A 15,300-nucleotide genomic window follows, 5' to 3' on the forward strand; every position below is an offset into this window, starting at 1 on the left:
ACCGCCCCGAATACAGCAACCCAAAACCGCTGGAGCGAACTCAAAACTCGATAAAACTTGGGGGCAACGTCAACTTGGTTTACTTGACCAAAGTGCAATAGGATAGTGTCAAAAGTCTGGAATGTATGATTAGTGATGAAGGCGGATTTATACTTTGGTCCGCCTCATCAGCGTCAGACCGCCCGGACCTATTGTTAAAACATTGGCATTATTATTGTCGTCAGTTCATCTATTCGATCGACCATCGCAGCAGAATACCTATAGAAATCGTTAGCATGGCACCAGACACCAAGAATGCAGTACCTAAACCCCAATGAGCGGATACTGCGCCCCAGAGGGCGCTTCCGGCGGACGTTGCCCCGTACATAACCATTAGGTATACGGAGATTGCCCGCGCCCGAAGGCCCTTTGGAAACATTCCCTGTGCTGAACCGTTAAGCCCAGAAACTACGAAAGCCCAACCCAATCCAGTAAGCAGCATTGATATCCATATCCAGTAGGTTTCCCCCTTCCAAGACACTAAAATAAGCGCAAAACCGAGAAGAGCGGGAGCAAACAAAGTTAGCCGGTTGATGCCGATACTATCTTTTAGAGTTGGAACAAAAACACCTCCAAGTACGGCCCCGAATCCGATAGTTCCCAACAGCAGTCCCACTTCCGACGCTTGCATACGTAATTCGATACCAGCAAACGCTGGCAATAAACTCCACATACTGCTTGCTGCAAAAAAACAAACAAAGGTTCGAAGCAGCAAGGCTCGGAAACATATGTCACTCAAAAAATGGCGGAAGCTTGCAGTCGACGATGGTATATTCTCGGCGCATTCTCTTCGTGATGAACGTGTAGAAGTTTTGCTCCAACGCCGAAAAACGATTATTAATCCCAAATACGAAATGGCGTTGATCCAAAAAATCATTGATAATGCCGCAGCCTGAGCTATAAATCCCGCGATTGCAGGTCCAACCGCTCGCGCGAAATTAAAGCTCATACCGTTCAACGCGGCGGCGCTGTGCAGCTCATGAGGCTCCACTAGGGTGGACATTGCTGCTTGCCACGCCGGCATTGTTATAGCAGCGCCACAACCAATCAAAAAAGTGCCGAAAAGCAGCGTTTCCGGCGTTGCTATATCAAATGTAACTAAGATACTAAGTCCAAGGGCAGCAAGTCCCATTGCAGTATGAGTCAAAAGTAAAAAAGTGGGACGGTCATATTTGTCAGCAATAATCCCTGCCGGGATTACAAGCAGAAAAATAGGTAGTGTCATCGCGGTCTGAACTAAAGCGACCATCTGCGAAGACGAGCTAATTTGCACCATGAGCCATGTGGCTCCCATTCCCTGCATCCAGGTCCCAAGATTCGAGAACACATTGGCTAACCAGAGTGTACGGAACCGGCCGTTCTTCAACGGATCCCAAAGAGTTGATGCAACCGCGTAAGCATTCGTGGTGGTCATGATGACCATTCCGAATTTGTATTGAACCATGTTTCCAATGCTACCGCACGTTGGCGCAAGTGTTCTTCATTTTCACCCTGAAACACAAAACCTGCTACCTCAGCATTGGTCATCGAGGCTCCACCATAACGCTGCCCAGCTATTCCATATGCTTTGTAGAGATTAACCCACTCAAAATCACAGGAAACGGGAAATCTTTGCAGAGTTCCTTGACGTGGTGGGATAATGATCCGAGCCGTAGGTTTCACGACCTCATACGGAAGCGAAATGGGCGCTTTTGCTTGAAGTACCGAACTCTTGACATAATCCATCTTGATGTCGATGCCAGTTGCAAATCGAACCTCTTCATTAATTACGCCGCCTCCAAGACGACTTGCCGCTTCACACAAGACAAGCTTATCATTCGATGTGTGAAAGAGTTGAACATGGAAGATCGAGGTGGAAGGGAATGGTAATGCTTTCTCTAAGAGGTGTCGGGTGAACGCTTCGATCCTGCCTAATACTGGATTCTTTTGGTCCAGACCGTGTGTTCCGATGGTTTCACCACGGATGAATGCAAGGCAATCCTTCAAATAGCGGCCGACATGCATGACAACGGGAACGCCGCTGACATACAACCCATCCACCCGGTACATGTCACCTTCAATAAATTCTTCGACAGTATGGTTTCCTGCCGTTGCAGCGCCGTCCGTGAGGAAGGCGTCCACATCGTCATCAGACTGCAGTACACGCACGTCCGCAGACCCTCTACCATCATATGGCTTTGTTACGACGGGAAAACCGTTTGCGGAAATAAACTCCACCAAGTCTGCGGGGCAAGATATTCGAGCGAATTTCGGAACTTCGATTCCTCTCTCCCAAGCGCGCCTTTTCATCAGTGTTTTGTCTCGGAAGAATGCTGCATCATCGCTGTCCTGACCAATAATACCTAGCTTCTTGCGCACCCGTGCTGCTCGTAAGACGTCCACTTCCGAGAATGACAACACCGTTGAAATATTGTAGCCGTTGGCCCTCAACTCCAATGCTGCTTTTTCAATCAAATCACTCTTCTCATAATCGGCAAAGAATCGCGCTTCTCGAAATGCACCGCAGCCGATTGCTTGCTGCGCTTCCTGCGTTTCAGGATTCCCCATCCCTGAAAAAAGAATAGCATCCCCACCAGTCGCATCGCGCCATTCTGCAAAGCTATTTTGTAGTAGTACTTTAGATGTACAAAGAAGCAGGGCTGTCATGAAGTATTGGTCCTTTAAATGCGCGTTCGATTTCAAAATACTGGTGAAGATGGCATCGCGAGTTGATTGTTGAATTCGCCAAGAGCACTTGGTTTCCGTAGCGCGTCATTTTGTATTGATTCGAGAATGTCTTTAACGCAGCTCTCTGCTTCATTCAGGGGAGAATTGGTTGCTCCAGGTACTGAAAGAACGTAAGTGTAGAACTTGGGTCCCTCAGTTGGTGTCCCTAGCGCCCAAATAGGTGAAGAGGCACGACCGTCTCGTGAAACAATTCGGAACTTTTCCGTTACATCGAGTCCTCCAGGAGAAAACCCCTCATTCTTGTACGGTCTGGCTATTCTGGAAGACATAAGCGACTGGATAATTGTACTGGCCCTTGAATCCGAGTATGCAAGTGGGATCCGAGCACTAACGAGTTCATCAACTTCTCGTTCGCCAGCAGTTCCTTTAATCATGAACCCATCACGATCCGGAAGGGGGGCGACTGTTCGAGCGGGACCAGTTCCTACATCGATGATACCGGCTTCGAGAAGCACAAGAAACTCTTCAAGCTTCTGTAACGGTGGCCCGACCGCAAGCCGATTCATGATTGGCACGAACTCGTTGAGGAAAAAGCGGTGGGATTGTGGGGTTACACCCGCAAAATCGATTGCGTAGCGAATGCTCGGACGAATATCACGTAACACGTCGCAGGCTGCCTTGAGTGGGCTGTCTAGGTTTCCCAATCTGGCTTCTTCAAGATCGCGCCTTAATTGGGAGAGAAGCCATTTACGATACTTATCAGCATCCAACGTAATTGCCTCAGGAACGGCGTTCACTAATGAGCGCCAGCAGAAACGCGAGGCTTCGGGGATTTTAGAAAGAAGAGTTTTGACTTCTTCAGATTTTGGGCCTGAACGAATATACGCTTCCGCGAGTTGTTCTGCTGATTCCGCCCCTTTTGTCCGGCGAAAATAGGTCGTGTAATAGATAAATTCCATTTCTGCCTGGATCAATGGCAGCACATCACTCCTGAAATCAAGTTTCTGTTTTGGAGACTGATCAATGGAGTATAAAGATCGTCGCGCTTTAATATTGTCGATCGATGCAAAAATAGGCTGGTAATTCCATTGACTGGTCTTCTGATTGCTAGCTCGAGCGGACAAGGGAAGTCCGGAGCGTGAGTAGCACACAATTTGCAGCTCCCTCCCGGAGGGGAGATAAGTAAGTATCGCACCCTTCCGCACAAAACGCCCACCACGCCCTATCGTGGCGGCAGAAATAACGTCCAAGGCGCTTAGCCCCATACCTTCAACACCAATTCGGTGCTTATCTGGTAATTCGCGCAGCAAGTTTTCAACGGGATAAGGCTGGTGGCCGAAACCAATATCTGTGGTCAGTGGCACAGTACTGTTTTCGTTAGAATGACCTGTACAAAGTACAACACCATCGACCAATACTCGTTGAGTTTTTGTCAAAATTTCTATTTGGCGATCACTCGTCTCGCAAACCTCATTCACTGAAATCTTATGCAACACTGAGTGGATATGACTTGGAAGGTTGCGCATTATATAGCGGAACGCCCAATTTAAATATTGTCCGAGAACTACTCTTGGGAGGTAGTCGTTTTCCTGCACAAGTCTACGAGAATATCCCCTCTCGATAATCTCGTAATTACGCGATCGAGCCCATTCGAAAAGAGAAGGGCGGCCTATCGGTCTCAACGCTGGCGACTGTGTTGAACCGAATGCAGTAATTTGTCCGCATACAGTATTGGTGAGCAGGTAGGCGGGCTGCTCCAACTGGTGAACCCCACAGCCCGGCACTCCCGGCTCAAATATATGAATTTCAATGCTTATGTTGTGCTCAGCGGACAGATTGGAAAGCCGATCAAGAAGAGAAAGACCCCGAGGGCCCATACCGATCACGCCAAGCTTCCAAGACATATTGCCTCCTGTGTAACGCTAACACTCATTCCACAGGAGTTGACAGGTGCTTCGAGCTTGATCAATATTGATAGATTGATTCAATGTATCGACGTTAGTATAAGTAATGCTGAATAATTCTGGGTATATGTCTGCAAAGGAAGCTGCGGCCGAACTGAACGTCAGCGTGGCAACGCTTTATGCATATGTGAGCAGAGGAATTATCCAGTCTGAAGCTCGCCCGGGAACACGAGTGCGGCGCTATCGTACAGCCGACATCCGATCATTGGCGGAGAAAAGCAAAGTCAGCGGAAAACATTCAGACGCGGCCAATATATTGACGTTCGGGATACCTATCCTCGATTCAGAAATCACATATACTGATAGCAGGTATTTGTATTTTCGCGGACGCGACAGTTCATTATTGGCCACCACTAGTACAAATTTAGAATCCGTTGCTGCACTTATTTGGGATTGTGATGATCGTCAGGTCTTTACAGAGCCTGCTCCAGTGCTGCCTGTAGAGGAATCTCTGTCCAGAAGTGCGCTGGGTGTTGGCCACCCTCTTATACTTTGTCAGGCCATGCTCCCAATGATTGGAGAAAAGGACTGGCGGGCTTATGATTTTTCGAAAAATGGAGTCTGTCGCACCGGTACCTGTATCTTGCGGCTCGTGACCTCCCTGATCACCAACACAGTGCCGAGCACTACCGCTGTACATGAGACACTCGCGTTAGCTTGGAACGTTGTTGGCCATGCACCGTTGGTACGCTCGGCGTTGATTTTGGCGGCAGACCACGAACTGAATGCATCAACCTTTACAGTCAGAGTTGCGGCTTCAGCCAGGGCGTCTCTTTATGATGCCGTTGCCGCTGGACTTGCAACATTACAGGGATCTCGCCATGGCGGCGAAATTGAGCGCACATATAGATTTTTGCAAGAATTGATACTCGAAAGCGTTGATCCCGGGCAAATCGTTGCGGCATGGATGAGGAGAGGTGAGACGATTCCTGGTTTTGGTCACCCGCTATACCCAGAGGGAGACCCACGGGCGGTCACTTTGCTTGAATTATTGAGTAGAGAATTTTCGTCGTCACAGAGCACAGCTGTGCATAAAGCAATAATGGTCGCTCAATCTTTAACTGGCAAGAAACTTAATTTCGATGGGGCTCTGGCTGCTCTTACACTGAATCTTGGTCTGCCAATTTTCTCCGGTATATGTCTGTTAGCCATGGGTCGAGTGGTGGGATGGATTGGACACGCAATTGAACAATATAATGACAATCGCCTCATAAGACCACGTGCAAGATACATCGGGTTGCGATGAGGCAGTCATATCCAGTCTGACGTTAGTGCCATCGTTGATTGGAACACGGTTTATCTCAACCGCGCAGCCACCCAATTGCGACGAAAGGGTCGAAACATTCCCGGAGAGCCGCTGTAGCAAATCTCACCACTCAGTTGGAACCGCATTGCCAAGCCAATACAGTCGATCGCGCCAAATACCGATCATCGTGCTCATAAGGGTTTGAATAATAGGATTTAAAATTCACACCGCCTGAACCGAAAACGCGAGAAAATCAACACGATCTTCCGTCCTCGCCGCCACAATCTCACTCCCGCCTCATACCGCCATGCAAGAGCTGACGCATTCTGGCTATGGCAAACTACGCTGCGAAAATGACCGCCTGACTTGAACAGGCAAGCAACCCAAAGTACCAAATCCAAAAAACTTGGCAATGCCTTTACGAGCAAGGCAATCACCCCCAACCCGCATCTTTGGCGTTGTGCTCGTCGCCATCGGAGTCATTGTCATGCAAGGTCCATCGCTCTGGCGCGGTGCCACAACAATTGTCGCAGCAACAGGCAGCAAATAAGCAAAGGGGTGCGAAAATCGCACCCCTTATTTTAACTTAGCTCGTTGCCTGTGTCCCTTTTGTCGGATCGGGGATCACGACAATCGTGCTGCCGTCGCGCACATTGTTGTATAGATCAATGACATCTTGATTAAGCAGGCGGATACAACCAGACGACACTGCCTTGCCGATGCTCCATTCTTCGGTGGAACCGTGAATACGATAGATCGTGTCACGCCCATCCTTGTGAATATAGAGTGCTCGTGCGCCCAGCGGATTTCTCAGACCCGGAGGCATACCGCCATTGGCGATGCTATACGGCTGAAGAGCTGGCTGGCGTGCCACCATTTCATCTGGCGGTGTCCAGCGCGGCCACTGGCGCTTGTAAGCGATAATCGCACGGCCTGACCATGAGAAACCATCACGCCCAACACCAATACCATAACGCATGGCACGACCATTGCGGCGAACATGATAGAGATATTTGTTTGGCGTATCGACAATAACCGTGCCGACTTTCTCGTCGGTCGGATAATCAACTTCCTGCCGCCAGAATTTAGGATCGACCTTGGCAACATTCACTGCGGGCAGAGGAAACTGCTCATAGGGCATCGCCTCATACATTGGGGGAACAGCGCGTACCGGAGCTGGCGCAGCAGCCACTTTTGCCGGACCTGCCTGTTGGGCTGTCGAAACACAGCCAGAAAGTGCAACCGCACTGGCACCAATCAGGAACGCCCGGCGGCTTGTCACCCCGGCTGGCACGAGCGGTCCACCACCACTTTCAGAAAATTTACGCGACATTCAAAAACTCTTTCATCTGCACGACTTAAAACCACGCGCCTTCCAAACCGGAATACACGTCGGCGAATGTGTGCGGAGAAAGAGAAGGTCAAACTTAAGTCAGCCTTAAGAAAACAACATAATCTGCAACTTACATGCAATCTGAGGTAATCACGAGGCATTCAACGGGCGACTGTTGCTAAAATAGCGATCCTTGTCCGCCAGGACGCGAAGAGGATGCTTTGCGTGTTGCCCCTTTGGTCGAAGTCGTCCCGGGAGTGCCACCCGCGATCGCCGCAACATCGCCATCACGGAAGCGAATCGACAAGGCGTCCCCCTCAGAAACGCTCGCCGCCTGTTTGACCGGATTACCTTCCGCATCGAAAACAATCGCGAAGCCACGCTCCAACACGCTTTCATAAGACAGCGTACGCATGAGACGCTCCAACTCCTGCCCCCGACGTTTTGTCCGTTCGAGAAGCAGACTGATCGCCAGATCGCGCCGGCGATCAAGCTGCTCAATTGTATTCTTTGCAAGTGTGGTGCGCCGTAATAAGGGCTCGGGCGTCAGCCTGTCGGCGCGCCTTGCAAACACCGTCCGGCGTTCGCGCAAGAACGCCTCAAGCGCGCGGGGCAACCGCTGACCGAGTAGCTTCATATGGCGTTTTTGCTCATCGAAACCGCGTTGCAGTAAGCGCGGTGACAACTGACGCGCGCGGCCTTCAAAATGAACGCGCTTCTTTTGCGTATTCACAAAAAGCGCCCGCGTTAACCGCGAAGCCGCTTCATCGAAACGACGACGCGGCAATGCCAGCAACTGATCAGCCGAAGGCAACGCGCGGCTTGCCGCGCGATGCGCCTGACGCTTCAAGTCGATAAACCGCGACATGGCCGAAGCCAGACGCGCAGATTGCGTTGCAACCGTTGCGACCAGATCCGCTTTGACCGGCACGGCCATTTCAGCAGCGCCTGTCGGCGTTGGCGCACGCACATCGGCAGCCAGATCAATCAATGTCCAGTCGGTTTCATGGCCGACAGCCGAAATAACCGGAATGTGCGATGCCGCTACTGCCCGCACAACGATTTCATCATTAAAGCCCCAGAGATCTTCAAGGCTGCCGCCGCCACGCGCCACGATCAATACATCAGGCCGTGCAATTGCGCCGTTTTCAGCCAAGGCATTAAAACCTTCGACTGCTGCCGCCACTTCGGCGCCGCTGGTTTCCCCCTGCACACGCACTGGCCAAACAATCACATGCAGCGGATAACGATCCGAAATGCGGTGAATAATATCGCGGATAACCGCACCCGTCGGCGATGTCACAACGCCAATCACGCGCGGCATGAAAGGCAAAAGCTGCTTGGCTGCCGGATCGAAAAGACCTTCGGCGCCAAGCCGTCGCTTGCGCTCTTCGAGAAGCGCCATCAGAGCGCCCGCGCCTGCAGGCTCCATCTGCTCAATGACGATCTGATATTTGGACGAGCCCGGATAAGTTGTCAGTTTGCCAGTGGCAATGACTTCCATCCCCTCTTCGGGGCGGAATCGCAAACGCCCCATGGACCCGCGCCAGATCACAGCTTCCAGCCGTGCGCGATCATCCTTCAATGCAAAATAGGCATGTCCCGACGAATGCGGACCGCGATAACCGGAAATCTCGCCGCGCACGCGCACATGCGAAAACGTATCCTCGACCGTCCGCTTCAAAGCGCCGGAAATCTCGGAAACACTATACTCTGCTACATTCGAAGCAGTGCCGGTTGGTGTAGAATCGGAACCCATGCTCATCCCATTATAGGCAACCAACCACCCCCTCCGGTCAACTGGTCAAGACGCCGCCTTTTCGATTATGCACGGTCACCAACCCGGCAGCAACTCGTTGCTGCGCACGCGACGTGTGCGAACGGACGGAAACGGTGCGATTTCAGCCGAAACCATAGACGCCGGAGCAGGCGAGGAGATATTATCAAGACTTTCAATGATATGCTGTGCCAGCGCATCAACGATCGCATTCTGTTTGGTGTGCCCGCGCATGATCCCAATGCCAAATTCTGGCAAAGTTCCAAAGCCGTCCGCCTCGCCCAACACACGCATTCCCGGCCTCAGCGCACATTCCGGCAAAACGGATACGGCAAGACCCGAAAGCACGGCCGCCGCAAGAACTGTTGCAGACCAGCTCGTGATGATAATGCGATAATCGCGCTCTACCTGTTCCAGAACATCGATGGCCGCATGACGCCAGATACAGGTCGGACGCCCAACAGCAAGCGGAAGCATCGCCTCCTCATGCACCGCATGATTGGCTGACGTCACCCACAAGAGCGGTTCTGTACGCACCACTTCAGATCGCCGCTTGTCATCACATTGCGTCACAAGGGCAATATCCAGCGTCCCACGACGGATCATTTCATCAAGATTAACAGTCGGCTCACAAATCACCGAGAGCTCTACACGCGGATTGGAACGCGCGAACCGTGCCATGATTTCTGGCAAGAACCGATCAGCATAATCATCCGGCGTACCGATACGCACATGGCCTTCGAGTTGCGTGTCATCAAAAGCAGCGATGGTTTCGCCGTTCAGCAGCAGCATACGACGTGCGTAAAGCAGCAACCTCTCACCATCTTCGGTCAAACGATTCATGCGTCCATCACGTTCAAACAACGCTTTGCCGATCCGCTCTTCAAGGCGACGCATCTGCATGGAAACTGCCGATTGCGTCTTGAAAACAGCGTCCGCCGCCTTGGTAAAACTACCCGTATCGGCAATGGCGATGAAGGTCTGCAACTGGTCAAGATCCAAGGGCGCGCTCATCAGAACCATCCATCATAATTATTGAACTATCACATTAAAAACATTCGTTAGAACAATCAATTCAATTATTGGATAAAGGCGACATCGCAGAGAATGGAGACGCGAAAGCGAATGACCTGACGATAGAGACATTTTAACCAAGCGCGCTTGAAGGAGAGCGGCAATGATAGCGATAAGCAAGACCACCATGACACCCTTACCAGCAACGAGCGCAGCAACCTCCGTGCTTAAGCAAATGGTACAAGCCGTGTTTACGTCGGTTCTGCGTCGCTGGACGCTCTTCCGAAATCGGCGTCATGTGATGCACCTCAATGAGCTCGACAATTATCTTCTGAAAGATATCGGGCTGCAAAGTGGGGATATTTATACAGCGGTTCACCAGCGCGGCGCAGACGATCCGACACGCGTTCTGGCTGCCCTTGCAGATGCGCGCTCGCGCGTTGAGGCCACGCGCCACATCTGCTGATCGAACATCTGGCAGGCGCCACCTTCACAGGCCGGGTCCCCTCTCGGCCAGCCTGTCTCTTTGCCCGGCTGCACCTCTGCTGCCGGGCTTTTTTTATGCATAAGCCCTACGCCAACTCACCTCAAAGCCAGTCTTTTCGGATGCAACTGCGAAATAACTGAATTTGCCAAGATTTTTTTGAAAGAAGGGCTTGCACTCGTCGTTTGAGTTCGCTAGATGGAGGCCGTCGACGAATAAAGCTTCACGCTTCTGTCGCAATCGCGCTTCAGGCGAATATGACTGATCCGCGAACCCTGCTGGGGAATAGTTTAATGGTAGAACGACGGACTCTGACTCCGTTAGTCTTGGTTCGAATCCAGGTTCCCCAGCCAAAAATTTCTTCATGAAAATCAAAAAATTAAAAGAAAAAGCTGCTCAATGAAAATCCGTTTTCATGTCACGTCTTGTTGCAAATAGATTCCCAACGATTACAATCAGTTACAAAAATGTCCAGCAAATCCATGCAACATGGAATGCCGATCAAGAGCTTTGGCAATCACCCTTTTTTATCCTGCGTCAGCACCACGAGAACCTGATCAAGACGCTTGTTCGTCTCGCGTGACGCCTCACGTGTTTCGTCTCGCAACTCTCGCACACTATCTCGTAGCTGCTTCACATGATCATCCAGGTCGACGCGCCTGTCGGCCTCAATGGGCGGAGTTTCTGCGACCTATATTGTCCGCTCGCCACTGGCGCGGCGTAACGCCTTCCCACTCGTGGAAAGCGCGGTAGAAGGAGCTGGTGTCCTGATAGCCCAAAAGGTAGGCAATCTCGTCGGCTGCGCTGACACCATTGGTCAGCATGTCGCGACCCAGTTCTCGCCGGGAACTTTCGAGCAATTGCCGGAAAGACGTGCCCGCTTCGGCAATACGCCTTTGTAAGGTCCGCTGACTAAGGCCAAGAGCATCGGCAACATCTGGCAGTTCCGGTTTGCCGCTGGGCAGCCGTCGCTTGAGCACGATCTTGACCTGTTCGGGCAAGGAGCTTTGCGCGTCGATCTCGTCGAGGGCACTCGACAAAGCCGGTGTCAGAATGGCGAGCAATTCGGGATTGTGTCCGGCAAAAGGCCGGTCAAGATCGTCCGCGTCGAGAATAAGGACGTTGCGCGGCGCGTTGAACACGACCGGCGCGCCGAAATAGTCCTTATGCGTCTTCGTCAACGGTCCCGAGCGGGTCATTTCAATGCGGAACGGCACGATATGCCGACCAGTGCCGCGGCGTCCCAGTTCCAAAATGGCGGCGAAGGTCACATCCGCCGCCGCATTGGGCTCCTGCCCGATGGCATGGACCCAGTCCACCACAACCCGAGCTTCGCTGCCTTTTTCACTAAGGCTGAGTTCTTCAGGCGTACAGAGGCGCTTGAACCGGGCCAACCGCACCAAGCCATCGCGAAAATCCCTGGCGAAGAAGGCCGACATGGTCGCGGGCGGATGCAAGGATGTGTCGGTTTCGACCGTCATGGTAATGCCGATGGCCGGATTGCGAGACAGGTCCTCAAGCGCGCGCCAAAGTGCGAAATACTGTTCGGTGGTCACCCAGGTATCGTCCGACACATGCAATGTTGCCGACAGCCTTGCCTGTCGCAGCAAGGCGGCGGGCGGTATGCTGGCGCGCTCGACGGCGCGCCAGAAGGCCTGCGGGATATTGCACTTATCGACAGGGCGCTTGGACATCGCAAACCTCCGCTCCGCTCTTACATCTGGCTCTTGATAACGCGGTCGAAAATGCGATCGCCGAGCCATTTGCGTATCCAAATCATCGGTTTGGCATAGGCGCCGACCGCATAGCGGGTGCGAGGACGAGAAGAGGCGATCGCCTTGGAAACCGTGCCGGCGATGACGTCTGGACTTGTGCCACGGTTGTGGTCGTAGTTCGTCTGCATTGCCTTCACCACGCCATTGGCGATCTTTTCATAAGGGCCGTTCTTGGATCTCTCGGCAATGCCCTGCTGCCCGGCCGCGCCAAAGCCGGTTTCGATAAGGCCGGGTTCGATGATGACTACCCGGATGCCAAATGGTTCGACTTCCAGTCGCAGACTGTCCGACCAACCTTCTAATGCGTGCTTTGTGGCGTGATACCAGGCCCCGAGAACGGTGTAGATCTTGCCACCCATCGAGGTGATGTTGACGATGGTGCCTGCCTTCTTGTCGCGCATTGCGGGCAACAGGAGTTGCGTCAGGCGGGCGGCGCCAAACACGTTGACCTCAAACTGGTAGCGGGCCTCCGCGAGCGGAATCTCCTCCACCGGCCCATAAAGTCCGAACCCGGCATTGTTGACCAGAACGTCCACGCCGCCGGTCTGAGCAAGAATGATATTGACGCTCGCAATGATCTCTTCGTCCTTGGAAACGTCGATCCGCAGCGGCTGTGCCCCGAGCGTGGCCAAATCGGCCATCTTTTCAACGCTGCGCGCCGCGACGTAGACCTGATAGCCGTCCTGGATCAGGCGTTTTGCTATCGACTTGCCCATGCCCGACGATGCGCCAGTGACCAGAGCAGTTTTCTTTCCCTTAATGAACATCTCAGCCTCGCTGTGTTTCGATGCACATGAGGTAGGCTATGCTACGCGACAATACATTGCCAGAGCGCGCCAACATGATGGCAGATTGCGCCAAAGTAGCTGCAACTTCTCCCGATGGCATTATGTCTGCCTTTGGCAAAGTCCAGATGCTAAAGAGTTGAACAGCTTAATGAATAAGGTCGGGGCGTCAATCAGTTTGCCTGTCATCATCTTTGTGGTCAGCTTTGATTCTTGCCTGATTTATGACCATAGATCCCGTTACAAGATGCGCGGCCTATGCTTCCAATTTCTGTCTATGCAATGCAACCGAGCAAAAGCGCCACGCCTACCGGCATGGTTCTGTCCATTGTGTTTCCTTCGATTTATGAGACAATGGCTGTGCGTCGGTGAGGTGTGACAATCGATCAGGCGTAGCCTCGGTTAGGCCTCGCCTTCCGGGGTTTTTATTTTTGGAAACTTTGGGAAACAAATCATTACAAAACAGATATTGAAGCACGATTTTTTCACGTTTACTTTTAATCTGGGAAGCCCAAGCAGCGACCCGGATCAACATACACAATGATCCTTGGAAGGCCCCCGCCCCCGGAAAGCCTTCCTGCTACCACAGGACGTTGGTTTACCATCATTGCCTGTATCCGGGAGACGTGCCCCTACATCCAGCCGGATATCGTCTCCCGGTTCCCATTCTGCATGAAAAACTGCATCAAAGGCGATTAAACGATGGGTTCAACAAAATTTGAAGCTGTTAAATCTAGAGTTTTGAGGTAATACCTCTCACGATAGATAGCAGCCTGGAAATGTTCAAAAGATGGATTGGTTCATTATAGTCTTCGTTACGTTTAAGGTTGTGGTGTTGGGCACGGGAATGTTCTTCGCCATCAAGTGGCACCACGATCAGGCGAAGAAAGAGAAATAACGAAACCAGTGGACCCTAAGAGCCCGCCAAACACACCCTTGACGCCTCAGACTAGTCGGCCGATATCCAATGATGCGGCTTGTCAGACAATCACCATCATGTAAAGCCACCGCTGTCTCGAAGTTGACTGACGACCACATGAGTTGCGCCTGCGGGGTCAGCGACCAATTGTTGTTAAGAGCCTGAATCATAATGAATGCAGCGATATCAAGCTCTTGCGATCCGTCGTGTGAGGAAGCGATGGTCTTCTCGAAGTCTTGGCCAGTCTGCGACACCGTCCCAGCCATGCAAATGTGCGCTCGACAACCCATCTTCGTGGGAGTAGTTGGAAACCTTCAGCGTGACCGGACCGCTTGACGATTTCCAGTGTAAACTTCCCGATCTTTTCCAACCTGCCTTTGAGCTTTGGTCCTGCGTAACCGCCGCCAGCAAAGATATGCCGCAGCCATGGCCAGCATTTGATAATGGTTTCAAGACACCCGGCGCACTATCTCTGTCCTGATTGCCCGCCGAATGGATCACGAGACCGATCATCAAATCCAGTGTATCAACCACGATATGACGCTTGCGTCGGTTGATCTTCTTCCCTGCATCAAAGCCTCGTATTCCGCCACTTTCCGTGGTTTTCACCGACTGGCTATCGATTACGCCAGCTGTAGGGCTGGGCTGCTTATCCGCCAACTCGCGTGCTGCCATCACAAGCGTGTCGCCGATCGCGCTCAATGTCCCTTCATTCCGCCACCGATAGAAGTATTTCTGCACCGTGGAAAATGGTGGAAAATCGGTTGGCAGAAGCCGCCAACTGCCATCTGAAGAGGCTATATAAAGAAGCGCGTTCACCAATTCGCGCAGGTTCGTCTTTCGAGGGCGTCCAAGGCGTTTGGACGCTGGTATCAGGGGCTCAATAATCGACCATTCCGCATCCGTTAAATCACTTACATAACGCGAATTGTGACACTCATACTGTCGGCGAGCGATTTCAGTCCAGGCCATCGTGATCTCCATCATACGCCAGAAATCCAATTGAACCATATCCTGCTGAAACCGCTCAACCCTTCTTGGAACAAGGCTCTAGGGCAACTTTACTATGTCTATCAGACCAGAACATCAATTTACTTAAATATTAAATTTCCATTTTATCTTAAACTCTGATGAAACTAGGAATTTTATAAGCCGAATATGAAAACTAATACACGAAAGCAAAAAATACTAATTTTATAAATAGATGAAACTTTCACCTATTAAGTATTTTTATTCTGTTCTTCACAACAAAATACGGCTATGATAAATATTGGTTCTCAAGTTGAGAGTGTCGACG

Annotated in this window: 10 protein-coding genes, 1 tRNA gene and 2 pseudogenes; 4 read left to right on the forward strand and 9 right to left on the reverse strand. The window is 51.6% G+C overall.

What is annotated here, in order from left to right:
* Nucleotides 1-229: 229 nt before the first annotated feature.
* Genes CEV33_RS04655 through CEV33_RS04665 form a run of 3 tightly spaced genes read right to left on the reverse strand, consistent with a single transcriptional unit; the run spans nucleotide 230 to nucleotide 4,610 of the window.
* Nucleotides 230-1,453 (reverse strand): MFS transporter, encoded by a 1,224-nt coding sequence (locus CEV33_RS04655; RefSeq protein ID WP_167388124.1) that lies wholly within the window; start codon nucleotides 1,451-1,453, stop codon nucleotides 230-232.
* Nucleotides 1,450-2,685: an ATP-grasp domain-containing protein gene (locus CEV33_RS04660; protein ID WP_094539302.1), complete on the reverse strand. Its 1,236-nt coding sequence runs from the start codon at nucleotides 2,683-2,685 to the stop codon at nucleotides 1,450-1,452. The genes CEV33_RS04655 and CEV33_RS04660 overlap by 4 nt, the downstream gene beginning before the upstream one ends.
* Nucleotides 2,686-2,717: 32 nt before the next feature.
* Entirely contained in the window at nucleotides 2,718-4,610 is a 1,893-nt protein-coding gene (locus CEV33_RS04665; protein WP_094539304.1) for an FAD/NAD(P)-binding protein, read from the reverse strand.
* Between the two features lie 106 nt (nucleotides 4,611-4,716).
* Here CEV33_RS04665 and CEV33_RS04670 point away from each other — a divergent pair, with 106 nt between their 5' ends.
* Both CEV33_RS04670 and CEV33_RS24420 read left to right on the forward strand, forming a co-directional pair.
* On the forward strand, nucleotides 4,717-5,916 hold the full coding sequence (locus CEV33_RS04670; protein ID WP_094539306.1) for a citrate synthase family protein: 1,200 nt from the start codon (nucleotides 4,717-4,719) through the stop codon (nucleotides 5,914-5,916).
* Between the two features lie 150 nt (nucleotides 5,917-6,066).
* Nucleotides 6,067-6,281: pseudogene (locus tag CEV33_RS24420) on the forward strand (IS6 family transposase); the annotation flags it as partial.
* 221 nt (nucleotides 6,282-6,502) lie between these two features.
* Here the strand turns inward: CEV33_RS24420 and CEV33_RS04680 are convergent.
* From CEV33_RS04680 to CEV33_RS04690, 3 genes are all read right to left on the reverse strand, one after another.
* On the reverse strand, nucleotides 6,503-7,249 hold the full coding sequence (locus tag CEV33_RS04680; protein WP_094539308.1) for a L,D-transpeptidase: 747 nt from the start codon (nucleotides 7,247-7,249) through the stop codon (nucleotides 6,503-6,505).
* 178 nt (nucleotides 7,250-7,427) lie between these two features.
* Nucleotides 7,428-9,008 (reverse strand): exodeoxyribonuclease VII large subunit, encoded by a 1,581-nt coding sequence (gene xseA, locus CEV33_RS04685; RefSeq protein ID WP_094539310.1) that lies wholly within the window; start codon nucleotides 9,006-9,008, stop codon nucleotides 7,428-7,430.
* A gap of 75 nt (nucleotides 9,009-9,083) precedes the next feature.
* Entirely contained in the window at nucleotides 9,084-10,040 is a 957-nt protein-coding gene (locus CEV33_RS04690; protein WP_094539537.1) for a LysR substrate-binding domain-containing protein, read from the reverse strand.
* Between the two features lie 163 nt (nucleotides 10,041-10,203).
* Here CEV33_RS04690 and CEV33_RS04695 point away from each other — a divergent pair, with 163 nt between their 5' ends.
* Together CEV33_RS04695 and CEV33_RS04700 are read left to right on the forward strand one after the other, a co-directional pair.
* A complete protein-coding gene (locus tag CEV33_RS04695; protein ID WP_094539312.1) occupies nucleotides 10,204-10,506 on the forward strand; it encodes a DUF1127 domain-containing protein in 303 nt (100 codons plus the stop codon).
* 297 nt (nucleotides 10,507-10,803) lie between these two features.
* A tRNA-Gln gene (locus CEV33_RS04700) sits at nucleotides 10,804-10,877 on the forward strand.
* A 315-nt stretch (nucleotides 10,878-11,192) separates the two neighbouring features.
* Here the strand turns inward: CEV33_RS04700 and CEV33_RS04705 are convergent.
* From CEV33_RS04705 to CEV33_RS04725, 3 genes and pseudogenes are all read right to left on the reverse strand, one after another.
* On the reverse strand, nucleotides 11,193-12,218 hold the full coding sequence (locus tag CEV33_RS04705; RefSeq protein WP_094539313.1) for an AraC family transcriptional regulator: 1,026 nt from the start codon (nucleotides 12,216-12,218) through the stop codon (nucleotides 11,193-11,195).
* 20 nt (nucleotides 12,219-12,238) lie between these two features.
* Nucleotides 12,239-13,066, reverse strand: a complete 828-nt coding sequence (locus CEV33_RS04710; RefSeq protein WP_094539315.1) for an oxidoreductase — start codon at nucleotides 13,064-13,066, stop codon at nucleotides 12,239-12,241.
* A gap of 1,146 nt (nucleotides 13,067-14,212) precedes the next feature.
* A pseudogene (locus CEV33_RS04725) lies at nucleotides 14,213-14,975 on the reverse strand (IS5 family transposase); the annotation flags it as partial.
* Between the last annotated feature and the right edge of the window lie 325 nt (nucleotides 14,976-15,300).

Source organism: Brucella grignonensis (assembly GCF_002252505.1).
GTDB classification, from domain to species: Bacteria; Pseudomonadota; Alphaproteobacteria; order Rhizobiales; family Rhizobiaceae; genus Brucella; species Brucella grignonensis.

Bases quoted from the DNA above. Each gene is read 5' to 3' on its own strand.
- CEV33_RS04695 (WP_094539312.1), top strand. From the start codon at position 10,204: ATGATAGCGATAAGCAAGACCACCATGACACCCTTACCAGCAACGAGC.
- CEV33_RS04670 (WP_094539306.1), top strand. From the start codon at position 4,717: ATGCTGAATAATTCTGGGTATATGTCTGCAAAGGAAGCTGCGGCCGAA.
- CEV33_RS04680 (WP_094539308.1), bottom strand. From the start codon at position 7,249: ATGTCGCGTAAATTTTCTGAAAGTGGTGGTGGACCGCTCGTGCCAGCC.
- CEV33_RS04705 (WP_094539313.1), bottom strand. From the start codon at position 12,218: ATGTCCAAGCGCCCTGTCGATAAGTGCAATATCCCGCAGGCCTTCTGG.
- CEV33_RS04690 (WP_094539537.1), bottom strand. From the start codon at position 10,040: ATGAGCGCGCCCTTGGATCTTGACCAGTTGCAGACCTTCATCGCCATT.
- CEV33_RS04665 (WP_094539304.1), bottom strand. From the start codon at position 4,610: ATGTCTTGGAAGCTTGGCGTGATCGGTATGGGCCCTCGGGGTCTTTCT.
- xseA (WP_094539310.1), bottom strand. From the start codon at position 9,008: ATGGGTTCCGATTCTACACCAACCGGCACTGCTTCGAATGTAGCAGAG.
- CEV33_RS04710 (WP_094539315.1), bottom strand. From the start codon at position 13,066: ATGTTCATTAAGGGAAAGAAAACTGCTCTGGTCACTGGCGCATCGTCG.
- CEV33_RS04655 (WP_167388124.1), bottom strand. From the start codon at position 1,453: ATGACCACCACGAATGCTTACGCGGTTGCATCAACTCTTTGGGATCCG.
- CEV33_RS04660 (WP_094539302.1), bottom strand. From the start codon at position 2,685: ATGACAGCCCTGCTTCTTTGTACATCTAAAGTACTACTACAAAATAGC.